This is a genomic window from Thalassotalea sp. PLHSN55, from assembly GCF_052030545.1.
GTDB lineage: Bacteria > Pseudomonadota > Gammaproteobacteria > Enterobacterales > Alteromonadaceae > CANMXU01.
Genome location: NZ_JBPDIH010000009.1, coordinates 14477 through 39513, shown reverse-complemented (window position 1 = coordinate 39513; position 25037 = coordinate 14477). Strand labels below are relative to the sequence as shown.

Annotated in this window: 23 protein-coding genes; 13 read left to right on the top strand and 10 right to left on the bottom strand. The window is 40.9% G+C overall.

Features of this window, described 5'->3' with window-relative positions:
• Window positions 1–177: 177 nt before the first annotated feature.
• Together ACRRSQ_RS16690 and ACRRSQ_RS16685 are read left to right on the top strand one after the other, a co-directional pair.
• Complete coding sequence (locus ACRRSQ_RS16690) at window positions 178–864, top strand: hypothetical protein (protein WP_440876909.1); 687 nt, start codon at window positions 178–180, stop codon at window positions 862–864.
• Between the two features lie 98 nt (window positions 865–962).
• The gene (locus tag ACRRSQ_RS16685; protein ID WP_440876908.1) at window positions 963–1658 is read left to right on the top strand and encodes a hypothetical protein; all 696 of its coding nucleotides are present in this window, start codon (window positions 963–965) and stop codon (window positions 1656–1658) included.
• A 142-nt stretch (window positions 1659–1800) separates the two neighbouring features.
• On the opposite strand, the gene ACRRSQ_RS16680 is transcribed toward ACRRSQ_RS16685, so the two are convergent.
• The 3 genes from ACRRSQ_RS16680 to ACRRSQ_RS16670 are packed head-to-tail and all read right to left on the bottom strand — an operon-like array spanning window position 1801 to window position 4749.
• Window positions 1801–2490: a LutC/YkgG family protein gene (locus ACRRSQ_RS16680; RefSeq protein WP_440876907.1), complete on the bottom strand. Its 690-nt coding sequence runs from the start codon at window positions 2488–2490 to the stop codon at window positions 1801–1803.
• Window positions 2477–3967, bottom strand: coding sequence for a LutB/LldF family L-lactate oxidation iron-sulfur protein (locus ACRRSQ_RS16675; RefSeq protein WP_440876906.1), 1491 nt, complete (start codon window positions 3965–3967; stop codon window positions 2477–2479). Before ACRRSQ_RS16675 ends, ACRRSQ_RS16680 begins: the two co-directional genes overlap by 14 nt.
• 2 nt (window positions 3968–3969) lie before the next feature.
• A complete protein-coding gene (locus ACRRSQ_RS16670; RefSeq protein ID WP_440876905.1) occupies window positions 3970–4749 on the bottom strand; it encodes a (Fe-S)-binding protein in 780 nt (259 codons plus the stop codon).
• A 124-nt stretch (window positions 4750–4873) separates the two neighbouring features.
• Between ACRRSQ_RS16670 and ACRRSQ_RS16665 the strand changes: the two genes are divergently transcribed.
• From ACRRSQ_RS16665 to ACRRSQ_RS16620, 10 genes are all read left to right on the top strand, one after another.
• Window positions 4874–5788 carry a LysR family transcriptional regulator gene (locus tag ACRRSQ_RS16665; RefSeq protein WP_440876904.1) on the top strand — a complete coding sequence of 305 codons (915 nt, stop codon included), beginning with the start codon at window positions 4874–4876 and terminating at the stop codon, window positions 5786–5788.
• A gap of 110 nt (window positions 5789–5898) precedes the next feature.
• On the top strand, window positions 5899–6612 hold the full coding sequence (locus ACRRSQ_RS16660; RefSeq protein ID WP_440876903.1) for a DNA-3-methyladenine glycosylase I: 714 nt from the start codon (window positions 5899–5901) through the stop codon (window positions 6610–6612).
• A complete protein-coding gene (locus ACRRSQ_RS16655; RefSeq protein ID WP_440876902.1) occupies window positions 6605–7393 on the top strand; it encodes a class I SAM-dependent methyltransferase in 789 nt (262 codons plus the stop codon). The genes ACRRSQ_RS16660 and ACRRSQ_RS16655 overlap by 8 nt, the downstream gene beginning before the upstream one ends.
• Window positions 7394–7560: 167 nt before the next feature.
• The gene (locus tag ACRRSQ_RS16650) at window positions 7561–9504 is read left to right on the top strand and encodes a methyl-accepting chemotaxis protein (protein WP_440876901.1); all 1944 of its coding nucleotides are present in this window, start codon (window positions 7561–7563) and stop codon (window positions 9502–9504) included.
• Window positions 9505–9578: 74 nt separating this feature from the next.
• Window positions 9579–9734 carry a hypothetical protein gene (locus ACRRSQ_RS16645; protein ID WP_440876900.1) on the top strand — a complete coding sequence of 52 codons (156 nt, stop codon included), beginning with the start codon at window positions 9579–9581 and terminating at the stop codon, window positions 9732–9734.
• A gap of 562 nt (window positions 9735–10296) precedes the next feature.
• The gene (ftnA, locus tag ACRRSQ_RS16640) at window positions 10297–10827 is read left to right on the top strand and encodes a non-heme ferritin (RefSeq protein WP_440876899.1); all 531 of its coding nucleotides are present in this window, start codon (window positions 10297–10299) and stop codon (window positions 10825–10827) included.
• A gap of 11 nt (window positions 10828–10838) precedes the next feature.
• Window positions 10839–12020 carry an NAD(P)/FAD-dependent oxidoreductase gene (locus ACRRSQ_RS16635; RefSeq protein WP_440877004.1) on the top strand — a complete coding sequence of 394 codons (1182 nt, stop codon included), beginning with the start codon at window positions 10839–10841 and terminating at the stop codon, window positions 12018–12020.
• 377 nt (window positions 12021–12397) lie between these two features.
• Entirely contained in the window at window positions 12398–13090 is a 693-nt protein-coding gene (locus ACRRSQ_RS16630) for a hypothetical protein (RefSeq protein ID WP_440876898.1), read from the top strand.
• Window positions 13080–14060 carry a hypothetical protein gene (locus ACRRSQ_RS16625; protein WP_440876897.1) on the top strand — a complete coding sequence of 327 codons (981 nt, stop codon included), beginning with the start codon at window positions 13080–13082 and terminating at the stop codon, window positions 14058–14060. The genes ACRRSQ_RS16630 and ACRRSQ_RS16625 overlap by 11 nt, the downstream gene beginning before the upstream one ends.
• Window positions 14061–14062: 2 nt before the next feature.
• A complete protein-coding gene (locus ACRRSQ_RS16620; RefSeq protein ID WP_440876896.1) occupies window positions 14063–16081 on the top strand; it encodes a hypothetical protein in 2019 nt (672 codons plus the stop codon).
• A gap of 111 nt (window positions 16082–16192) precedes the next feature.
• Here ACRRSQ_RS16620 and ACRRSQ_RS16615 read toward each other — a convergent pair whose 3' ends face one another.
• From ACRRSQ_RS16615 to ACRRSQ_RS16585, 7 genes are all read right to left on the bottom strand, one after another.
• Window positions 16193–17014: a nucleotidyltransferase domain-containing protein gene (locus tag ACRRSQ_RS16615; RefSeq protein WP_440876895.1), complete on the bottom strand. Its 822-nt coding sequence runs from the start codon at window positions 17012–17014 to the stop codon at window positions 16193–16195.
• A 315-nt stretch (window positions 17015–17329) separates the two neighbouring features.
• Window positions 17330–18193, bottom strand: a complete 864-nt coding sequence (locus ACRRSQ_RS16610) for a sugar phosphate isomerase/epimerase family protein (RefSeq protein WP_440876894.1) — start codon at window positions 18191–18193, stop codon at window positions 17330–17332.
• 8 nt (window positions 18194–18201) lie between these two features.
• Window positions 18202–19935 (bottom strand): GMC oxidoreductase, encoded by a 1734-nt coding sequence (locus tag ACRRSQ_RS16605; RefSeq protein ID WP_440876893.1) that lies wholly within the window; start codon window positions 19933–19935, stop codon window positions 18202–18204.
• A 19-nt stretch (window positions 19936–19954) separates the two neighbouring features.
• A complete protein-coding gene (locus ACRRSQ_RS16600) occupies window positions 19955–20578 on the bottom strand; it encodes a gluconate 2-dehydrogenase subunit 3 family protein (RefSeq protein ID WP_440876892.1) in 624 nt (207 codons plus the stop codon).
• Window positions 20571–21824: an MFS transporter gene (locus ACRRSQ_RS16595; protein WP_440876891.1), complete on the bottom strand. Its 1254-nt coding sequence runs from the start codon at window positions 21822–21824 to the stop codon at window positions 20571–20573. Before ACRRSQ_RS16595 ends, ACRRSQ_RS16600 begins: the two co-directional genes overlap by 8 nt.
• 34 nt (window positions 21825–21858) lie before the next feature.
• A complete protein-coding gene (locus tag ACRRSQ_RS16590) occupies window positions 21859–22911 on the bottom strand; it encodes a sugar phosphate isomerase/epimerase family protein (protein ID WP_440876890.1) in 1053 nt (350 codons plus the stop codon).
• Between the two features lie 42 nt (window positions 22912–22953).
• Window positions 22954–24111: a Gfo/Idh/MocA family protein gene (locus ACRRSQ_RS16585; protein WP_440877003.1), complete on the bottom strand. Its 1158-nt coding sequence runs from the start codon at window positions 24109–24111 to the stop codon at window positions 22954–22956.
• 172 nt (window positions 24112–24283) lie between these two features.
• Here ACRRSQ_RS16585 and ACRRSQ_RS16580 point away from each other — a divergent pair, with 172 nt between their 5' ends.
• On the top strand, window positions 24284–25015 hold the full coding sequence (locus tag ACRRSQ_RS16580) for a helix-turn-helix domain-containing protein (protein ID WP_440876889.1): 732 nt from the start codon (window positions 24284–24286) through the stop codon (window positions 25013–25015).
• Window positions 25016–25037: the final 22 nt, after the last annotated feature.

Below are 25037 nucleotides of genomic sequence, written 5' to 3'. Positions count from 1 at the left end.
GCTTAATTGCCCAGCACAAGCGGCTTATCTCGCTTGTGCTGGCTTCTCTTCCAACTTCTCTATTACTTTACGTAACCTTGACACACAATTGTTAACAGCAACGGTTATTTATCACACAGCTTAACCACTTCCGCTCAGCTAAAATCACACTCTGTTTTCATTTTATTTGGCTGAATTATGCGTTATTTACTGCCCTTACTTATTTTACTTGCTCCACTTTCCTTATCAGCTAAACAACCTGAGTCTGAAAAGCTTGCCGACGACCCAACCAAAGTGATCACTCGCGTTGGTGCAGGCTACAACAATAGTTTGAAATTTAATGGCTCATTAGCCTTTGGTGAACGACACAAAATAGGCGGAAATTTTAATACTGACCTTAGTGAATGGCGTTTCGGTGGTTCGATATTATTTGATATTGGCATTGTTAATTTTAACTTAAGCCGCAGTGAATATGACGATGGCGGCAGCAAAAACAACTATTCAGTAGGTACCTTTATGCCAATTAAGGCCTTCGATACCGGCAAATGGTTATGGTTTGGTATGGCGGGCGCTAATTATAATCAAGGTGAAATACAAGGCGAAAAAGAGCACTTCGACCCTTATCAAAATGAAATAATGCAACAAAGTACCAATTACGGCGGTTACGTAGGTACGCTTTTGTTACGTCCACTCACTGAACGTTGGACATTTAAAGCCTTTGGCGGTTTAGGCAGAGGTTCCAACGATTACGAAAATCACTGGATTGGCGCCGGTATGAGTTACAAAATGCCGAAGCAGCAAACCATTAATGTTTCATACTCGACCTCTGAAGACAGCTTTGGCAGCCAAAGCCGCGTTGGCATTAACTACACCTTAGAGTTTTAACTTGTTACATACTTTTACATTTATGGCTTTATCCTTAACCCCAATTTAACTGTGTTAAGCGTTATAATTTGTTTAAGCTCATTTTTAGAGAAACGTTTATGAAAAAATTGATTATATCTGCCGTATTGCTCGCTAGTGCAAATTTTGCTGCCAACGCATACGCTGAAGAAGAAAAACACCCTGATGACCCGACTAAAGTTATCACCAAACTTGGTTTTAATTACACCGACGAGGTCGCTATTTCAGGTTCATTAGCGCTAGATGAAGCCAGAAAAATCAATGTGAGAACCAACACAGACGCTAGCGAATGGCGTATTGGCGGTTCATGGTTATTTGATTTTGGTATTTTAAACTTTTCATTAAACCGCAGCGAATATGACGATGGTGGCAATAAAAACAGCTACTCGGTAGGGACGTTTTTACCGATAAATAAATTAGGTGTTGATACTGGTAAATGGCAAATTTTTGCAACGGGTGGGTTTAACCACAACAAAACTGAAACCTTTCAAGAAACAGAGCCTGAATTAACCAGCGAAATGACCATGATACAAAACGCAAGCAATGGTGGTTATTTAGGTGCTTTTGCGCTTCGTCCTATTACAGACAAATGGACCTTTATGACCTTCGGCGGCGGCGGTATGGGTTCTGGTGGTTATAGAAATGCATGGGGTGGCGCAGGCACCACTTATAAATTTAACAACCAACATTCTATGAATGTTTTTGGTTTTGTATCTGACGATGACTACGGCACCGTGAGCAAAGTAGGTGTTTCATATACCTACGAATTTAAGTAAGCGTTTATAAAAATTCATTCTAACGTTTCATATCAACTTCTCAGGCCAAGAATAGCGTTTAGGTGATAAGCAGTCTTATCACCTAAAACGTCCACAAACCCGGCTATAAAAACTTGCTTTCACCTCGAAAGATCAACAGACCCTAGCTATTTAACAACAATACAATCAACTCTTTTGGCCCGTGCGCGCCATAAGCTAAGGTTTGTTGAATATCCGCCGTTTTCGACGGGCCCGAAATTAATAGCGCATTGGTAGGTAATTTATCAGCCCACTGCTGGGTTTTAATCAACGTGGCAAAATCACTGACCATATCGTTGGCGTCAACTAAGACAAAATGCACCGGTGGCACTAACGATAAGGTTCTAGGCTCTGCCACTGTAGGCCATAACACTATGGTCCCCGTTGCCGCAATCGAGCATTTTGAACTGGTAAAACTCGCTGGGCAGTGATCAAATAATCGCGCTTTATTATCGGTTAGCAAAAAATCATATTGTTCAAGTTTAATGCCTGTTGATGCATCATCATTGAAGTAACCTTCTAACATTGCCGCATGTTTTCCGTTGGCGCCATAAAGCAGTTGGCCAATATCTCGTTTTTTCAGCTGCTGCTCGATAACGCTTGCCACGGTCTGTTCACTAACTTCGATAATTTCTGCATGATTCAACGTTAAATTATCAACAAATTTCGACACGCATTGCTCATGTGGAATATCTGGATAAGCAAATGTTGGCTCATCAGGAAGTTTGTCATAATCAGCGCCAGCCACTTGTGCTTTTAGTTTAGCCAGTATGTTTTTTCTCGACTTAGCGCTTGTTTCATTAACCGCGACCATGTTTATCTCCTTGACGACTCATTTGCTTGTTACGTTCATTTACCCGTTCATGCAGGGTTTTAGGGGCAAGCTTTGGCGCTGAGCGCACCGAAGTCCATACGCCGATTTTTGATGGCATTAGCCCTCTAAATCGCGTGCCAAACCACATTGAAATTCGATAAAGGGTGCTATTGCGATGCATTAAACTCCAACCTTTCCACACCATAGCTTCAATCGAGCTGCGGTTTGAACCTTGGCCTAACATGACTTGCGCGCCATCACCTTTAGGTTTTACGCTTTCTTGGCGCAAACGCTGTAATAATTTGGGGATTGGAATTTTTACCGGACAAACTTCTCCACATGCGCCACACATAGACGAAGCGGTTGGCAAATCTTTAGTCGCTTCAAGCCCTAACATATGCGGTGAAATAATTTTACCAATTGGACCCGGGTATACAGTGCCATAAGCATGACCGCCAATACGGGTATACACAGGACAATGATTCATACACGCGCCACAGCGAATACACTGTAAAGTTTGACGTAATTCGTCATCAGCAAACGCTTGACTACGACCGTTATCTAACAACACCAGATGCACTTCTTCCGGCCCATCTTTTTCATCGCTCTGACGCGGTTTGCTGATCATATTAAAGTAAGTTGAAATCGCCTGACCGGTTGCACTGCGCGTTAATAGGCTTAGTAGCGGCGGCACATCGTCTAAAAATTCCACCACTTTTTCTATACCAGTAATGGCAATATGCAGATCAGGCACCGCAGTACACATTTGCCCATTACCTTCGTTTTCAACCAAACATAAAGTACCCGTTTCTGCGACGGCAAAGTTAACACCGGTAATGCCAACATCGGCGTTTTTAAATTTATCTCTTAGTACGCGGCGACCTTCGTTAATCAATTTATCGACATCGTTAGTGCGTTCAAAACCAGAAATTTTCTCGGCAAATAAATCTGCAACTTGATCTTTGTTTTTATGAATTGCCGGCACAATAATATGGGAAGGATGTTCGTTGGCAAGCTGAACAATAAACTCGCCCATATCGGCCTCTAAACATTCAATATCGCGCGCTTCTAAGTAGTCATTTAAGGCGGTTTCTTCCGAAACCATCGATTTCCCTTTCACCACTTTCGAACCGTTTTTGTCTTTAATCAGCTTGGCAATAATGCCATTAGCTTCGTCGATAGTTTCAGCCCAATGCACATTAATGCCATTGTTGGTAAGGTTTTCTTCAAGCTGTTCAAGCAAATGAGGAAGCTTAAGCAAACAGCGCTGCTTAATTAATTTACATTGCTCACGCAGCGTTTCTAACTCGTTACTGTCTGGAAAAGCATTTTTGCGCTTATCCATTAAATAATTCATTGCACCACGAAAATTACCCCGAAGTTCGTCATTGGCGAGATCTTTTTTAACATTTTCACGAAATTGTCTGGCGGTTTCTGCGTATTTACTTTCGCCAGGATTCACTTGATGTGCGCTCATAATTAGCTTTCTCCTGTTGCAGTATTAACACGAGACAATAAGTAGCTCGCTATATGTTCGCCACGCAAGTTTTCTTTTTTGTATTCAAGAGCGCCGTTAATATTCAACATACAGCCATTGTCAGCAGAAATATAACGCACCACATCAGCGTTCAGTAAGCTGTCTGACTTATCGTTAACCATTGCCGCTGAAATATCGCCATGTTTAACTGAAAAGGTACCGCCAAAACCACAACATTCGCTTTCGTTGTTATGAACAACAAGCTCAACATTATCAAGCTGGCCTAACAGTTTTTGGCCGGTAATATGCACGCCCATTTCACGTCTCGCCGCACACGAAGTATGTAAGGCAACTTTTTCATAATGGCCTTTATCATTAAGTTCGATTTTCACAACATTGACTAAAAACTCAGTAAATTCAAAAATGCGATCACTGAATGCTTGAATGCCAGGTTCGTCTTTAAGCAGATCTAAATAATGATGACGCATCATACCGCCACACGAGCCTGAAATAATCACAATAGGAATGTCGAGCGGAAACTCTTTAATTTGCGCCAAAGCCACTTTTTTTGCTTCTTCTTGATAACCCGAATTGTACGCAGGCTGACCACAACAAGTTTGCCCCATTGGAAATATAACCTCGATGCCTTGTTGCTCGAGCAATGTAATGGCGTCGATGCCAGAGTCAGGAAACAAGGTATCAGCTAAGCAAGTTCCGTATAAATATACTTTGTCTGGCTTTTGCGGATAATGTCGTAAATGTTGGCTATTCAGTATGGTCATAACTTTCTCAGTATAGTGGCTTAACTAATAATGGCTCATATTGACAATATACTCCTTTGCCATTTACCTGTATATTGACAATAAAAAAACAAACTGTTTCCAATTTACACATAATGAGAGCAATATGAGCGGTGCGTCTGAATTAGCCATTTTTGCGGTAGTAGTTGAAGAAAGCTCTTTTAGCGAAGCGGCTAAAAAAACCGGGCTGTCGAAAACGGTAGTCAGCAAAAAAATCTCAGCATTAGAAAAAGAGTTAAATACCCAGCTGTTATATAGAACCACAAGAAAGTTAAGCCTAACCGACGCAGGACGCTTGTTATACAAACACGCCAAAGGCATTAACCAACAAGCACATGACGCCTTTACCGCCGTTAATGAACTATCAAAAGATATCTCAGGCCACATCACCATGTCGGTACCCACCATTTCAGGGGAATTGTTGTTGGCAGATCTTATCGCCGAATTTTGCAAAACCTACCCTAATGTCTCGATCGAATTACGACTAGAAAATAAGCTGATTGATTTGGTAGAAGAAGGTGTCGACTTGGCAATACGCACCGCGGTATTAGAAGACTCCTCATTAATTGCTGTGCCTTTATTAGACTCAAATTGGGTGGTTTGCGCGTCACCTAATTATTTAACGAATGCTGAAAAGCTCGATAACATTGACGATCTGAAACACCACAATTGTCTTTGTTATGATCTGCAAGCCGAAGGAAGTAACGAATGGCGATTTGAAGATTCCGGCGAGCAAAAGTCTGTGTTAGTAAGCGGTAGCATGTCTTCAAATAACGCATTATCGTTAAAAAAAGCGGCATTAAATGATATTGGCCTAATTTATGTGCCGCAATGCAGTATTTATGACGAATTACAAAGTGGCGCATTGGTGCGTGTATTAAGCAACTACAAAACCCGATCATTAGGTGTGTTTGCCGTTTACCCTTACACCCGCTATAAACCGGAAAAAATCACCTTGCTTATCGAGCATATTAAACAAGGCTACCACGCACTTGCTCATTATTTCGAAGAAATGCAGTAACCATGTAAGGCTCTAGCATTCTTCTGATGAAAGTAGTTGGCGACTAACGCCATTCGACTATACAATTAGCCATCTTTTATTCGGTAACCTTGGCAGCTAGGCGCTATTTTATGGATTTAACTCTTCTTGAAAGTATTGACGATATCTTCAATCGCGCGGCAGAGCGTAAGGGCGGACAAGCAGCCTTAATGTTATTGTTAGGCGAAGGCAATAACGATCGTTTTTTAACTGACCTTTCTGATGACCGAGTGCTGTCTGCGTTCACTAAAAAAGTTTTTCAGTCGGGCTTTGTTTGGCGCGTTGTCGAAAATAAATGGCCTGATTTTGAAGAAAGTTTCTTTGGTTTTAACATTGAAAAAATCTTAATGATGCCCGAAGAAATGCTTGAGCGAAAAGCCGCTGATCCTAAAATTATTCGCAACTTCAACAAAGTCAAAACCATTAAAGCCAATGCGCAAATGATGTTTGAAGAACAGCAAAACGGCCATAGTTTTGCCGAATTTATCGCTAACTGGCCTAGTAACGACATTATTGGTTTATGGGCCTATTTGAAAAAACATGGCGCCCGATTAGGCGGCAATACTGGCCCTTATGCCCTGCGCGCTTTAGGCAAAGATACCTTTTTATTAACACGCGATATTGAAGCCTATTTTCGTGGCCGCGATATTATTAGCGGCGGCATTCAAACCAAAGGCAGCTTAGCCGCCATTCAAGCGAGTTTTAATCAGTGGCAACAAGAAAGCGATTTTTCTTTAGCGCAATTAAGCCGCTTAGTTGCCTACGCTACTGGCGATAACCACATTCAAGTTGAAAGCCATGAATAATATTGCCGTTGCTTACGTTAATTCAACCGACGCAGAGCAAGCCAAACGCATTGCCAACAAATGGAAGTTTACCTACATTGGCGATAAAAATGCCGCAGCGAGTCACCCAGAACTTGCCTTTTTATTGCAAGTCAACGAGCAGTATTTAGAGCTGATAAAATTAGACGAGCCTAAACTGGGCGGTATTTGTGTTGATTTTGTTGAAGGCGCGGTTGCCCATCGCCGAAAATTTGGTGGCGGACGTGGCCAAGACATTGCCAAAGCCATTGGCTTAAAACACGGCTTTACCCCCCATGTGCTTGATGCCACTGCCGGTTTAGGTCGTGACGGTTTTGTCTTAGCCTCGCTCGGTTGTAAAGTGACCTTGATGGAGCGCATGCCTGTGGTTGCCGCTTTATTGGCAGATGGCCTTGAACGTGCTCAGCTAAACAGTGATATTGGTGAAATGATGCAATCGCAAATGTCACTAATTCATGCCTCATCAATTGAGTCGATGAATTTAGCGCAGCAACCGGATGTTATTTACCTTGACCCTATGTATCCACACCGCGAAAAATCAGCCGCAGTGAAAAAAGAAATGCGCGTATTTCAAAGTTTAGTCGGGGAAGATTTAGACGCCGATGCTTTACTCGCGCCAGCACTTGAACTGGCCAAATATCGCGTGGTGGTAAAACGCCCTTCTTATGCGCCACCATTAGCCAATAAAAAACCGTCAACTAGCATTAACATGAAAAAGAACCGTTTTGATGTTTATGTCAATCAAGCCATTCCTAAAGGTTAGTATTTATTAGTGCCGTGGTAACCGCCTAGAATAAATCGCACAAAAGTAAAATTAGATTTTAATAATAAAGTACAGCATTCTCAGCGACTTGTAACAAAACTGTCATATAAAAGTAATAGACTGCAGCAGTTTTCGCTAAACATTATCGCAATACAAGGAGAGATGCTGTGCGAGTATCTAGCTTTTCAAAACTATCTGTAGTGGCTATTAGCACCTTCGCCATTATTTTTCTTACGGTAATGTATCAGGTCGTTAATACCTTGTCTGATAGCCAGCAGCAATACGGCGAATACCAAAAGTTAAAATCGTTAACCACTGTCGAATTCTACCGCACCATTAGCAATTATTTGCAATCAGGTGATGCTAGCGACTTAGCCCAAGCACAGCAACAACTTAGTCAAATCGAACAATACCTAACAGCTTCTGTTGACCAAGGCATGCAAGAAAAAATACTTGAGCAAACGCAACAGTTAAAAACCGATCTTGAAGGTAAATATCGCGCCTTAGGCAAACTTAGTGGCGATCCGTTAGTTTTGCTCAAAAATAGCGAGCAAAGTATCGCCGCATTAATTGCCACGCTAAGCGGTTATGTTAATCAAACTAACGAATTAACAAGCGATCAGCAACTTAACTATTTAAGCCAAACAGTAACACTCGCGAATGAATTAAATACGCTAGTCAGCGCAAGAGCGCAGTTATTTCAACAACAGCAACACAATACGCAATCGGTAAATAACGCTATTGCGATTCTCAGCAAACAACTCAATCAGTTAAAAAGCCTGCCGCTGCTTAACATTATTGAAATATCAGATGAAGATGAAGACGATTTATTATTTGATGACGATGAAGAAAGCGCTGACTTAAGCGAAGAAGTACTCGACGAGCTTAGCTCCATTATCAATCGCTATCCGTTTGAATTATCACAAACATTGAAACAAAGTCAGCAGCGCAGCGATGGTTTATTACAGCTTAATCAGCAAGTTGAAACAATAGAGCAACTCATTGTATCGGGTGAAACTAAACTAAGCCAAGACCAAGAAGCGCTGAACCAACAACTCACTTGGGTTGTAAGCGGTTTAATTGCCTTTTTAATACTGTTTTTGATCACTAATTACTGGTTAATGCGCCGCGTTATTTTGTCGCCATTACGTAAATTACGCGACAGTTTTGTGCAACTGGTTGAGCAAGGCCGTGTTGACAACATTACCGGCATTTCCGCAAAAACAGAGTTAGGTGAAATTTCAAAAAGCTTTAATGACATGGTTAACAACCTTGCCCAAGAAGACAAACAAAAAGCGAATCAATTAAACCTTGTTGCTGGTGCTATGCAAACCATGGAAAACCAAGCAAAAACTATTTTAAATTCGTCACAAATTACCAGTGAACAGTTGCAATCGGTTGGTGAAATTATGCAGGCCTTGTCTGTGGTAACTGAAACCGTTAACGATTTATCCCATCAAGTGGTAGAAAATGCCAAAGCGACTAAAGAGTCGATGCAATCGAGCCAATCACAGGTAGAACAAGTGCTTAGTGCAAGTGAATCAACCAATATTGCTGCGCAATCGGGTAAAGATGCAATTACGGAATTGGGTAATTCAGTCGACAGTGTCGGTTCAATTGTTGACGTGATCAGCGCTATAGCCGACCAAACCAATTTACTGGCATTAAACGCTGCCATTGAAGCTGCCCGCGCGGGCGAACATGGCCGCGGTTTTTCGGTCGTTGCCGACGAAGTGAGACAGCTCGCCAGTAAAACCCAAGACTCGCTGCAACAAATTAGTCAACGTCTTGACCAACTGCAACATGCAAGTAGCAGCATACGTGACACGATTAATGCCATCGAGCATGCATCAAGTCAACAAAAAGAAATTGCGCAACAATTAAAAAGCAATGCCGAAAAAGTTACCGATCAGGCTAATATTTCAGCTCAAGTATCGCAAGAAACCTTGAGTCAAATCACCGAACAACGCCAGCATTATTTCTCGTTTGAACAAGCAATGGAGCAGGTCAATCAAGAAGTGAATCAAGCAAAAGACATTGCCAATAATATTTCGCTTGATGTCAATAACCAAGTAACGGACATAAAACAAACACTTAAACTGGCAAGTTAAGTAAATTGGTAGCCGATACTGCCAAAATAACGTTATTCTTCTACAATAGAAGTATTGCTCGCTAGGATAACGTTATGGCAAAATCCCTGTGTAAGTGGAAGAAAAAAGACATAGAACGCAATATTCACGAATTAATTCATATTGTTGATAAGCCACGCTTTATTTGCAAAGACTGCGCACGAAGTGCCCACGACAAAGGCTTTTTGTGCAAACCCATTAAGCTCAAATAAATCATTCGTTTAAAAAGAAGGGGTCGGTGACATTGATTATATTAACCAACCCCAGTTATTTTCGTTCTTTATTGTCACCGACCCCTGTGTTTGAGACTTCGACAAGCTCAGCCTGAAAGGCGAGTGAGTATATTTAACTTTTCCGTTCGCCCTACCTGTCCTGAGTTTTTCGAAGGAAGCCTGCCAAACCAAGGAAACATCTATAGCTTTCCGTTCGCCCTGAGCGGCAAGTGAGTATATTTAACTTTCCGTTCGCCCTGAGCTTGTCGAAGGGAGCTTGTCAAAAAAAGAAAATAAGGGGTCGGTGACATTTATAACACTAGCCCAATCCCATTCATTTCCTTTCTTTATTGTCACCGCCCCCTGTGTTTTCAAAAATTCCACTCCCCAGAAACATCACTCCAGTTTGTCGTAAATTTACGCACGCCAACATTACCAAAATCAACAATCTAAATAATTGCACTAAAACCATTAAAGAAATCACGTTATTAAGCCCGTATTACTTGAACATTATCGATAGTAAAGGCACACTGCCCCTAACAACGCTTTATAGGAAAATCTAATGCTTAAACCTGAAATGGTCTCAAAATTAAACGATCAAATTAACCTTGAATTCTACTCGTCGAACTTGTACTTACAAATGAGTGCATGGTGTGAAGAAAAAGGCTTTGAAGGCGCCGCTGAATTTATGCGCAAACACGCCTTAGAAGAAATGGATCACATGACACGTTTATTCACCTACGTTAGTGAAACCGGAGCCTTGCCAATTTTAGGGGCGATTGACGCGCCACCACATGAGTTTGAATCATTAAGTGATATTTTTGAGAAAACTTATGAGCACGAATGCTTGATCACCGAACGCATTAACAGTCTTGCTCACCAAGCATTTACTAACCAAGATTATTCTACTTTTAACTTCTTACAATGGTATGTTGCTGAGCAGCATGAAGAAGAAACCTTATTCAAAAGCGTTTTAGATAAAATCAACTTAGTTGGCCATGACGGTCACGCATTATTCTTTGTTGATAAAGACCTTGCAGAAATGGCAAAAAATGGCCCTAGCGCCAGCATCATGACAGATACGCCGGCGTAATTGTGGCAACAATAAACAAAGATGTCATTATCATTGGCGCGGGTGCTGCAGGCTTAATGTCTGCGGCTACTGCTGGCTACCGCGGCTTAAGTGTTGCGGTGCTGGATATGGGCAAAAAAGCCGGTCGAAAAATTTTAATCAGTGGCGGCGGCCGCTGTAATTTCACCAACGAAAATGCCGGGCCAGACAACTACCTATGTCAAAACCCACACTTTGTTAAATCGGCCCTTAGCCGTTATAGCGCGCAAGACTTTATTGAACTCGTTGACCGTCACGGTTTGAATTATCATCACAAAACCTTAGGCCAGTTATTTTGCGATAACAGCGCACAAGACATCGTTGATATTTTGATGACCGAATGTGAATGGGCAGGCGTTGAGGTAAAACTGCGTAACGAAGTGCTATCGGTTGAAAAAAACGCCGAAGGCTATACCGTTACCACCAATGAGAATACTTACCAGTGTAAATCATTAGTGGTCGCTTCTGGCGGTTTAACCATGCCAAAACTCGGTGCTAGCCCAATCGGCTACAAAATTGCCGAGCAATTTGGCCTAGACGTATTACCCACAACTGCTGCATTAGTGCCTTTTACCTTGCACGATCACGACAAACAACGCTTTGACGGTTTATCAGGGATCAGCATCGCCAGTGAAGTCACCAGTGAAAATGGCGTCAGTTTTAAAGAAAATATTTTATTTACCCATCGCGGTTTGTCAGGCCCAGCAATTTTACAAATATCGTCTTTTTGGCAAGCAGGCCAAGCGATAACCATTAACTTATTGCCCGAGCAAAACTTAGCGACCACCATTGAACAATGGCGCGAGCAACAAGCGAATAAGTCGATTAAAAATTTATTAGCGACAATTTTGCCAAAGCGCTTTATCGACGTGTTAGTTGCAGAAAAAGTAGTACCAGAAAAAGCGGTCAACCAACTGAGCCATAGCGAAATAAAGGCCTTAAGCGACTACTTCCACCAATGGCAAATTAAACCCAATGGCACCGAAGGCTATAGAACAGCAGAAGTGACGTTAGGTGGCGTAAATACCGACGAGCTCAGCTCAAAAACCTTCGAAGCAAAAAAAGCCCCAGGGCTTTATTTTATCGGCGAAGTGATCGACGTAACCGGTTGGTTAGGCGGCTATAATTTTCAGTTCGCGTGGAGCTCAGGCGTAGCGTGTGGCTTGGCGGTTTAGTGTTTACTTTCAATATTAAAATAGAATAAGACACACTTTTTAAACTAATTTGATGTTTTTGACTACCGGCTAATATCAAAAAACTCACAACGAAAGTCACCAATTCACCTTCGTTGAGCTTTGAATATTTCATTTAACTGTAGCGTCGGTTTAAAAGATAAAACAGCAAAGACCATTTAAAACGGCTCTGACCCCTTTTATTCTCTTAAGAACAAAGCAGCTATTTATTAAACTAGACAGTAATATTAAAAAACAGTTTCGTAGTTTTTGCTGGCGAACAATGGAGAAAGTGTGCTGAACAAGCACTGATATTTTTGATTTTCTTTACACTTTCATTCAGAATGAGGCGTATACTTTGTGAGCAAAGGAATGCCAATGTGAATTCTTTACCACGCTTTTTTATTACATTACTTTTTACCGTTAGTTTTTGTTGTTACTCCAAAACTATAATCGAAATTAACGCTTCTAACTTCACTGAAAACTACTCACAAAGCGTAGATGTAAGTGGCTCAGTATTAGCCTCATCTTATGTAGACGGTAATAGTAAATTTGTCGAACCTAATGGCTTACATATATTTGTCCCCAATCCCACACCAACTGTTCATATTATATTGGCAAGCATAGATGGTAAGTATACTGCTGAAACACAAATAAATCTGAAATCTGAACAAGTTGGGTGGATACAGATTAAGCTACCCAGTAGCTACACGACAGAAATCAAAAAATATAAAGCTAATCAATTAGTCGCGTTCGCATACACAGATAGCGAAGATATGTTTGGAGACTATGTGCAAGAGGTATTTCCTACGTCTTGGGGGCAACCAACAGGCTCCTCCCTTCAATTTTTCATTAACAGTGCTGGCAGATCGCCAAATATCACATTTAAAAACACCTCTGGAGCTGTTATTAACAATCAATGTACGAGAATACAAGCTTCTTTGACAAGAGTATTTAATCATTTGTGTAGCATAAAAAAACATAGCTTAGACAAGCAAGCTACCGTGACATTTAGCCCAGATAAAAAAAGCGCAGGTAAAGACTACGTAATTTGGAATATCAATGACACATGAATCAAAAGATGAACCATTATTCGACTCTTTAATGGGTTGGGTACTGTCTAAAAACCTAATTAAACAAGCCTTAATATTAGCTGTCGTCGCACTATTGACCATAGCATTCTTCTTTACCGTTCTAGCGAAAGCTTTTTTTACTAAGCTTGATGCTCACACTGAGTATTCTATCCAAGCGGAAACACAAATTGTTAGTTATTCGCCTGTTGAAACATCGATTCAAGATACTAACTTAGGGAAGTTCAAACTCTATGACACGATTGATAATTGTGCCAAATTAGTGAAAGGCGAGTGGTATGAAAAAGGTGAGCTTAAAGTATACAAAGATAGCCTTGTTAATCTTTTATTTATACCTCCCAACACCATTGAAATAGGGATTAATGCTCCGTCAGGAGAGCGAACTAAGGTAGCTCAGCTCATTTCAAAAAAAGGACGATGCGAAATTAAGCAAGACGTCACAATTGATGTTGAACTTAATGAAAATCAAAAAAAATTCATTATGTTTATGGTTGGTGACGTAACAATAGGTTCGCCACTAAGTTACGCAACAGAAACTATGCCACCGCTACTTAAAAGTGGAGAAATTCAAGTTAAAGATAAAAGCTTTATTTTTGAAGATTCAATTTCACTACCGTCCACCATTCTTAGCACTGGAGATACTGCCATTTTGTCCTCCAATCAAAGCAAAAAAGCGATGGGCATGGTAATAGCTAATTTAGATGCTGAATACATGGATACTGTTTTTAGAAGAGAAGGTGGCGAGATAAGAATTGTTAAGCCTTTTGCCCCAAACGAAGGAACACCAATAAGCATAAGCTTTTTTGAGCGGATTTATAGCGACAATGTTTTGGCAATAGTACTTAGCGCGAGCATCGTCGTATTACACTTATTGATGTACTTAGTAACCACATTAATCAGGCTATCTTTTGCCGCTAAATCAAATTCTGATGAAAAACAAAGAGAAGAATAAATATGGTAACAATAAAAATTAAGTATATTTTTACCACTTTAATAACCTTGTTTGTCTTCAATACCAGCACTCAGCTAGCGATTGCATCTGACGCTTATGTAAGAACAAAATATCAAGAAGGACAAGGTATTTTAAGAAAGGCAGGCTCAAGTTGTTTTTTATATACACCTGCTCATGTAATAACAGGAGCCAAAGCCGCACTCGTAGAAACAAGGTTACGAAAACGAATTAGAGCTGAATTAATCAATACATATCCGCAAGATTTAGCCATAGCGAAATTAGAAGACGCTAGCGCATGTGAAGAAAGTAGCTGGAAAGGTGGTGGTGAGCGTGTAGACGCCATACTTGACGTGGTCAGGGCTGGCAGACTGAACTATAAGCATAAACAAGGTCGCATAGAAATATTTGATATTGAAATTACAGATAAAGCGTTAGACGCTACATTTGATATAAAACTTAAAAATAATAAAGAGTTCCGCAAAGGCATGAGCGGCTCCATTGTTACTGTAGGCGACTACCCTATTGGCATGCTGTTATCTGTTGAAGGCGATATTGGAAAAGTATTACGAATGGATACTATGGCCGACTTATCAAAGCGTGTCATTTTACGCTACGTTACAGATAAAGAAAAAATAGAGATGGGAGAAGTCAGCGCCATAAATAACACTCAACAAAGCAACACTCAAGCTTCAAGCTCTGTTACTGCTCATGAAAAACCTCAAACACAAACCAATTTGAAACCCGACAAAATAGAGTCGAAAGGCACTTTATCTGAGGGTGATGTGCAAGAGGTGAAAATTCTGGCCAGAGGAAATACCGCATACAATATTGTTTCACAACCTCAGCAGAAAAATGTTAAATACAAACTATATTTTTTTGATGATGCAGGCAACGAACTGTTTAGTTCAAATGTTGAGCAGTCAAAACGAAAACTTGAATGGGGAGTTGGAGTTGCCGACGCTGGTGAATACACATTAAGAGTCGTCGGTGTGTCTGGCTCTGGTGAATATAACCTTGCTATTCATACTGTTGCCACCCCTGAGGAGTTGCTATCTCCGAGCAATGTAATTGGTACAAATGATTCGATTTCTGGTGGTTTATCACGTGGTACGTACGCAGAATACAAAATACTGGCTCAAGGCAACACCGCATATAATATTGTTGCCAAACCACAGCAAAAAAATGTTAAGTACAAACTATTTTTTATTGATGATGCAGGCAATGAACTGTTTAGTTCAAATGTTGAGCAATCAAAACGAAAACTTGAATGGGGAATTGGTGTTACCGAAGCTGGTGAATACACATTAAGGGTCGTCGGTGTGTCTGGCTCTGGTGAATACAACCTTGCTGTTAATACCGTTGCCACTCCTGAGGAGTTGCTATCGCCGAGTAATGTAATTGGTACAAATGCTTCAATTTCCGGTGGTTTATCTCATGGAACATATGCAGAATACAAAATACTAGCTCAAGGCAACACTGCATACAATATTGTTGCCAAACCACAGCAAAAAAATGTCAAATACAAACTAACTTTATTGGATGATGCAGGCAATGAACTGTTTAGTTCAAATGTTGAACAATCAAAACGAAAACTTGAATGGGGAGTTGGTGTTACCAAGGCTGGCGAATACACATTGAGAATTGTAGGCGTGTCAAAGAGCGGTATGTTTAACTTTAAAGTTGAGACAGTTGCGACACCTGAAGAGCTAATATCAAAAAGTAATATTATCAGTCTAAACGACTCAATATCAGGCGGACTATCACGCGGAACATATGCAGAATACAAAATAATTTTTAAGAGTAACGCAGCATATAAAATTACGGCCAAACCGCAGAGAAACAATGTAACGTACAGACTTGAGTTATATGATAGCATCGGCAAACGAATACTTCGTTCAGGAACTACGCAGTCAAAACGTAAATTTCAATGGGACTTAGATTCAGCTCAACAAGGTGAGTATGTTTTAAGAATTGTTGGTGTTAATGGCACTGGTAATTACTTTTTTAAGCTCGAGGGTTAAGATTTATTAGGCTATTAAACGCAGAATGTGTCGGTAAAAATTACAAACCACATCGACTCCGAACTATTACAATTCAAACTGATAAAAATTGCCCTATTTAGTACTTCATTATTAACTAGGGCAATTATCATTTCTTTCCAAAACCGCTTTAAACAACCGATTTAGTGAATCAAATTCGGCATCGCGTTCTTTGTTGGTTGCGATATAGTTTTCATGGCGCTGTAACTCAGATTCGATAAATTCATTTATCACAGGCACGGTTGGCGCATATTCTTTTTCTAAACTTACACGTTTGCGAGCTAATAATTCTGTTATCGCCTCATCCAACACTTTGTTGTTAGCAACTAACTGGCGCAATATTTCAAACTCGATCGGCGCTGCTTGGTTATACTTTTCTATCCACATAATCGCCAACAAGGGTCTTAATACATAAAAGTATTTTTTCAACGGCACGACATCTTGTTTTAAGTAACCACGAAAATTACCTTTTGCCATATGCAGATAATGATAAATGCCTTTATGTAAAGAAACGATATTGGGTATTAAAGCCTTTGCTTGTTGGGCGAAATGGCCATCGTCTACATAAACAATTGGCGACTGCAACCATTCGACAAATGCAGGATTGGACTTCCAAAATAGCTTCAACGCTTTTCGAATATCCCAACCATTGATATCAATTTCATCCACTATCGGGTATTCGATAACATCACGCTTGCCTTCTAGGTCAACGCGCAGATACCAGTCTTTTTTATGGGCATAAATAAAACGCACGTCGTAGTCACTATTAGGGCTAGAAAAGCCCCACGCCCTACTGCCCGACTCAATGGCATAAAGTACCTTTACATCATGCTCAGTTTCAGCGGCTTTTATTCTACGTAAGATTTCTTTTTTGACATCCGCATTTATTAATTCTGTTGTTGTAATCAAATCCATGACTTACCTCTCCTATTTTTTAAGCCAACCATTGTAAGTGCTGATAATGAACAATAGTTTAACGTACACTATTATTGTTATCATAAAGCTAATTACCATAGAAATGAGTAATTCATCGAGTAGAAGCTAGCGATATGTTTGAAGAAACCAATGAAAAATAAGTGGTTGGAAAGTATCAGGCTCAACTATACAAATTCAAGCCTGCCGTAAATTGTGTGAATTTTGAAAGAAATCTGAGTAATTAGCTACTTATTAACCATCAAACTAACCAAAAAAATCCGTCGTTAGCCTTGGCTAAATACGGATTTTTCATTTTTATAAGTTGGCGATATAGGCATCTAAGCCTTTTTTCGATAGGGCAACGGCTGCAAGTGAGCTTAGCCCGTTGGGGTATTCTTCTTGTTCAACCACAATCCATTTTGTACCGCCAACGGCGATATTGGCTTGTAATAGTGCTGACCAGTTAATGGTATCTTTACCTATGATAGGAAGCTTGCCTATGCTGCCTTCGGGTAATCGTACTTTGTAATGCGTGGTATAGGTACGCTGCGGATAACGTTGTACATAATCTACAGGGTCTTTACCAGCATAGGTTGTCCAACCAACGTCTTGTTGCAGCACAACATTTTCACCGGTATTTTTTGCTAAATAATCCCAGTAGGTTTGTTCGAGGTAGTCGTCAAATTCATGGTCATGATTATGAAAACCGGTTTTGATGCCATAAGGTTGCAGTTTTTGCTCAAGCTTATTTAGCAAAGCAACAACCTCTTTAATACCTTCGGGGTGCCATGCACGTTCATCCCAACCAATAATTAACGTTTCAGCGCCAAGTTGCTGATAAAAGTTAACGGTTTTCGTAAAGTTGTCGTCGTTTAGCTGCTCAAATGAAACATGTGCGCCACTTGCTTGTAAATTTAACGATGATAAATACTGCTTTAGTCCTTGCGGATCGTCTTTATATACGCCAAATTCGCCAGCAAACTCAACTCCCTCAAACCCCATTGCAGCTAGTTGTTCAAGCGTGCCGGTAAAGTCGGTTTTAATCACATCTTTTACTGACCATAGTTGTACACTAAGTTTTGGCATTGTTTTCATTTCACTTTCTTTGGTACCGTGGCTACAGGCGGTTAATAATGTACAAAAGCTAGCCCATAGTATTGGTTTAATTAGTCGTTTCATTCGTGTCCTTATATACGTTTCGCTTTCATTTCTTGAGCACAATAATCAACAGCTCGCACCGTTAATGCCATAAAAGTAAGTGATGGGTTTACCACTGCGCTTGAGCAAAAACTTGCGCCGTCGGTAACAAATAAATTGGGGATATCATGGCTCTGGTTATAGCCATTAAGTACCGAGCTTTTTGCATTACGTCCCATTCGAGCCGTACCAACTTCATGAATTGCTAACCCCGGTGCACCTTCTTTCGTTGTGGTAAAGCTGCGCACATTTTTAAGGCCAGCTTTTATCATCATGTCTTTGCCAACTTCCGCCGCATCTTCCATCATGTCAATTTCATTTTGTGACCATTGGCAGTTAATTTCCAGCTGCGGTATGCCCCACTTGTCAGTTTTTGTGCGATGAAGGCTTACTTGATTTTCGAACCTCGGTAGCATTTCTCCTTGTGCCATTAACGACATATACCAAGGACCTGCTTGTGTTAGTTTTTGCTTAAAGTCTTTGCCTATTCCGTCTTGCCAAGCGCTACCTCGCCAATCCCCCCTGCCCGCTGAGCCCGATAATGCGTAACCTCGAAGATAGTGTTTACGATATTTGTCAGGTCGGTATTGTGCGTTTGGTATATATAATCCTGTCGGTCTGCGTCCTGAATAATATTCATCGTCAAAGCCGTCAAACTCACCTCTAATCACGGCGTTATAATTATGGTCCATTAGGTAATGGCCTAATACACCAGAACTATTGGCTAAACCATTAGGGAATTTTTTACTGGTTGAATTTAACAATATTTGAGTACTGCCTAGGGTTGAGGCACACAAAAATACCACCTTAGCAAAATACTCACGGGTTTTAAGTGTGTCGTTATCGATCACCTTAACCCCTTTCACGCGATTGGTTTTTTCGTCGTAAATTAGGCTATGAACCACGCTATTAGGCGCAATATGCAAATTACCGGTCGCCGCCGCTGCAGGCAAGGTTGAACTTTGAGTAGAAAAATAGGCGCCAAATGAACAACCTTTTTGACACTCGTTACGCGCCATACATTGACCTCGACCTTGACTGATATGAAGCTCGGTCGGCTTGGTTAAATGTGCCGTTCTACCAATAATCACGGGTTTGTCTGGAAAATGCTGTTTCATCGCTTTTTGAAACGAAAGCTCTGGCACAGTTAGTTCAAACGCTGGCAAAAACTCGCTATCAGGTAGCTGTGCAAGTTGCTCGTAACTACCGCTAATGCCGGCATGCTTTTCCACATGGCTATACCATTTAGCTAAATCGTTATAGCGGATCGGCCAATCGTTACCATGTCCATCGGCTTTGTTAGCATTAAAATCAAAATCACTAAACCGATATGATTGCCGATGCCAAAGTAACGACTTACCTCCTAGCTGATTCGCACGTATCCAGTCAAATTTAGTGCCTGGTTTGGTGGTATAAGGCAGCTCTTGGTCATTACCAAAAAAATGTTTCGTTGCGTCGTTAAAGGCATAACATTTTTTCTGTACTTTATATTGCTGCTCTTGCAATAAATTATCGACCTTCATTCGATGTGGAAATTGCCACGGTCCCTTACCTTCACCAATATAGTCTTTGCGGTGTTCAACCACTCGACCGCGCTCGATCATTAAGGTTTTAAAACCGCGCTGACAAAACTCTTTTGCCGCCCAGCCACCGGTAATGCCAGAGCCGACAACAAGTACATCGAACGTTTCTTTTGTTTCATTGATATAAAGTTGTTCATTCATTTTTTATTCTCTACCGGAATTAATAAAACCCTAGCGAGCCCCATGCTTTACTTTGCTCGTTGTACGAAATAGAGCCAGTAAAACCACCCGGCACCGCTTGGTAATTGAGCGCTTGGGTAGCGCCTACTTCAGTGGTGAAGTAGCCAAACACAAGTAACGCTTTAACAAACTTAAACTGCTGTTTTTCAATGGCAGAAAAACCTTGTTCAGCTTCAATACTGTTCAGTGTTTGTGTTTGTTTTTCACTCGCTAACTCAGCAAAACCTTGCTGATAATATGTTTGGCAATATTGATTAATCTTTTTAATTATTTTCACGGCTTGCTGCTGCTTATCCCTTGTGTGGCAATACTTTAATTGATGATCAATAAAGCCATGGCAATCAAGTTCAGCGCCACTTGGTGTATCGGTTTTGGGTAATATTGTTGCGGCAATATGTTCAAGAGTCTGCATCTGCGCTTGGCTAAATACAAACCCGTCACTGTCGGCACTATTGCTTTTAAAGGTATAAGCCATTGCCGTTGAAATACTATTACCAGCAACTAGCGAGCACGCCGCTAACGTACTTAAACTAATCCCTGCTTGGCGAATAAAATGCCGACGCGAGTTATTGAGCTGCTCGGTATTAGTAGACTGATTAGTCATGTTCATTCCCTGCCAAATTCAATCGTGTTGAATCTTGCTGACACTTGCTTTGTTTTTTGTTGATCAGCCAATACAAACCTGCAAAGGCAAAAATAAGCACTACAGGGAACAATAATAAATTACCTAATACTGCCTGCCCGATGGCCACTTCGGTTTGTAACTCAGTTAACTGCTGACTTTGGGCAAGCTGCTGCGCGTTATCAATCCAACCACCAATAACCGGATTAAACATGCTAACCGCAAACATACCAACACCACCAATTAGCGATAAGCCTAATGCACCGGTTTTTGGTTGATATTCAGCAACACAGCCGATCATCGTTGGCCAAAAATAAGTACAACCAATTGCGAATAATATTGCGGCAAAATAAATACTATTGCCTTGTACGTTACCCATCATGTAAATGCCAAGTGCCGCTAATACTGCTGAAGCTAGCAATACACCCGTTGGATTTAACTTATGGACTAAAGGACCAGCAAAATATCGACCAACGGCCATTAAGCCAGTAATTAGCGCAAGTATTAACATAGGTGATGCACCAGAAGACGACAAAATGCGTTCAATCCACTGCTGCGTTCCTAACTCGGTCGTCGCGGTAAATGCCATACATAACAGCAAAAATAGGTACAGCGGTGAAAATAGATATTTGAAATTTTCCGCGGTTGAATGGGATTTCTCGACCGCTGCCGGAAATTCAGACTTTAATAGCAACACACCGTAAATAATTGTCGGCACAAGAATAACCGCCACTTGCAATTGCCAGCTCAAACCAAAGTGAGTCATTGCACTCGACACTAAAGCGCCAATAACAATACCGCCCGGAAACCAAACATGGAACCGGTTGAGCATAGTTACTTTGTTGTTAGGTGACAGCTCTGCCACTAAGGGGTTACAACCTGCTTCAACCGCGCCATTGGCAAAACCAATAAAAAAGGTTGAAACCAATAAGCCCCAAAAACCGCCTGCGGTAATAGTTAAAATTAAACCTAGCATATGGCAAATAAACGCTAATGCTATTAACTTACGTGCACCTAAGGCGTTATAAAGTGCGCCACCGACCATAGTTGCAATAGGAAAGCCTAAAAAGGCCATTGCATTTACCCAGCCCAATTGCGCGCCAGTTAATTGATAGTCGACACCTAATTGGCCTAATATGCCAGCGCGAATCGCAAATGTCATTGCAGTTACCGTAAGCGCTAGGCAACACAATCGAAAAATATTAGGGTTGTTTGTTGTTATCGTCATTATTTTCCCCTGCTGTTTATTGGTTAGTTATTCGTTATATGCCAAGTATCTTTTTATTTAACACCTCGTCTTGCCCTGCAGAGGCAAAATCGTCAAAGGCTTTTTCTGTTGGTTTGATCAGGTGCTGATTAATAAATGGTACACCTTCTTGTGCGCCAACTTGCGGATCTTTGATGCAACATTCCCACTCTAGCACTGCCCAGCCTTCAAAACCGTACTGGGTTAATTTACTAAAAATGCCAGAAAAATCTATTTGGCCATCACCTAATGAACGAAAACGCCCTGCTCGGTTTTGCCAGTTTTGAAAACCACCATAAACACCGCATTTTCCGGTCGGATTAAATTCAGCATCTTTAACATGAAAGGCTTTAATGCGATCATGATAAATATCGATAAACGCCAAATAGTCGAGTTGTTGCAATAAAAAGTGGCTTGGATCGTACAAAATATTAGCGCGAGGATGATGATTGGTTGCTTCTAAAAACTGCTCGAATGAAACACCATCATGTAAGTCTTCTCCTGGATGCAGTTCATAACAAACATCAACGCCAGCTTCATCAAAAGCATCTAATATCGGCAACCAACGTTTGGCAAGTTCAGCAAAACCGGTTTCAACTAAACCACTTGGACGCTGCGGCCATGGATAAACCGTATGCCAAAGCAAAGCGCCTGAAAACGTCGCATGCGCCGTTAAGCCTAAGTTTTTACTTGCTTGCGCAGCAAACATGAGTTGCTCAATCGCCCATTCGGTGCGCGCACTTGGATTTTGCTGTACATGAGCCGCAGCAAAACCGTCAAACATTTCATTGTAAGCAGGATTCACCGCCACTAATTGCCCTTGCAAATGGGTTGATAGTTCACTTATTTCTAAACCTGCATTCGCCACAATTGACTGAACTTCTTCGCAGTATGTTTTACTTTTCGCCGCTTTTTCTAGATCAAATAAACGAGCATCCCAAGTCGGAAGTTGGATCGCTTTGTAGCCAAGTTCACTCGCCCATTGGCAAATATTGGGTAAATTATTAAATGGTGCTTCATCGCCAATAAATTGGGCGAGAAAAATAGCCGGACCTTTTATCTGTTTCATTATTATTACCTTGTTAAAAATCTGTTGTTATTGTTGTTCAGTTTAAATAGTGAAGTTATGCCATTTTTGGTCGCTATTACTGGCGGCAACAGCATTTTCAATAAACGCCATGCCGCGAATTGCATCTTCAATATCGGGCACATCAACTTGGCTTGCCGCATCAAGTTCACCTTGTTGAAAAAGTCGTACTTGCTCAACAAAATTGACATAGATATTAGCGAAGGCTTCTAAATACCCTTCTGGATGCCCTGCTGGCGTGCGTATCGCACTTTGTACTCGGCTGCTAAATTGCCCGACACCTGTGCGGATCATTTGACTAGCTTGATCATTAAATTTAAGCCAAAGCGTATTGGGTTCTTGCTGCGACCAATCGATACTCGCTTTATCGCCATAAATACGTAAACGCAACCCGTTTTCTTCACCTACGGCTATTTGACTGGCTAATAACGCGCCTTTGGCACCATTGTTAAACCTAAGTAATACCGTGCCGTCATCATCAAGTTGCCTGCCGGGTACCACAGGCACTAAGTCGGCACACATTTTACTAATGGTTAACCCTGAAACATATTCAGCTAAGTTAGCAGCATGTACGCCAATATCGCCCATACAACAGCTGATACCACTTTGGCTTGGATCTAAGCGCCAGCTTGCTTGTTTACCTGATTCAGCCTCTTGGTCGGCCAGCCAGCCTTGGTGATATTCAACAACTATTTTTTGAACAGTGCCAAGCGTATTGTCTGCCACTAATTCTTGAGCGTGTTTAATTAACGGATAGCCGGTGTAAGTATGGGTTAAACCATATAAACAATTGCTTTGTTCGATAATAGTTTTTAACGATAGCGCTTGCGCTAAAGAAAGGGTCGCTGGTTTATCACTTAATACGTGAAAACCTGCTTCAAGGGCAAGCTTAGCGGCAGGGTAATGTAAGTGATTAGGTGTCACTATCACGACAAACTCCATACGCTGATCAGCAGGTAGTTCTTGCTCGGTGATGATCATTTCTTCGTACGAGCCATAACAGCGTTCACTCGGTAAAAACAACTGTTCACCAGAGTCTTTACTACGTTGCTGATCGGCACTAAATGCGCCACACACCAATTCTACTTGTCCATCAATTTGTGCTGCAATGCGATGCACAGCACCAATAAATGCGCCACTGCCCCCGCCTATCATGCCCATTCTTAACTTACGTTTTGCCACAGTTGCCATAGTTTTCTCTAATTTTTGTTTTATATTAAAAGCACCATTGAATTGAGTGTATCGAAAGCCGATTGATTAGCGGTAAGATGAAATCGGTCACTTATGCAACAAATTCGGTGTTCTCTTATTTTCAACTTTGCTATTGTGGTATAAAAAATGAAGAGAATTAGCCATGACGACCTGTCAAATAATGCAGCAACTCACCGTAAGACAAGCGCTAAACATACTTGAGATTTTGCCCGATATTTTATTTTGGATAAAAGACGAAAACTGCGACTTTGTATACGGAAATCAATTACTTGTAAATCACATGAATTGTAAAGCTGTTGAGCAAATTATTGGTAAATCAGACCTTGATTTTTTTCCTGCTCATATTGCTAATCAGTTTATGGTTGATGACAAAAAAGTAATGACAGGCGATTTAGTGACTGAACGATTAGAGCTCAATATGGACAATTTTGGACAAATTGCTTGGTATTCAACCACCAAAAGACCGCTTTTTGATGACCACGGAAGTATTATCGGCTCTTATGGTTATACCCGACATTTACAAAAAACCGTTAAAACACTTTCTGCTGCTGAACAATTAAATACGCCAGTAACCTATATCCATCAACATTTTCATCAAGAAATTAGCATCGAGAAGCTCGCTGAAATCACGCATATTTCGGTCAGCGCCTTAGAGCGCCGTTTTAAAAAGCACCTTGCCAAAACACCCAAACAATTTATTCGTGAAGTACGTTTAGAGCACGCACGTAAATTACTCATTGAAACCAACTTGCCGATTGCAGAAATTGCCTATCAGTCGGGTTATACCGATCACAGTTATTTTAGTCGTCACTTTAAACTGATGTTTAATAAGCTACCTTCAGCACTAAGAACACTGACCAGAGTCGCCAAGTAATAAAAAAGCCACCAAATAATTT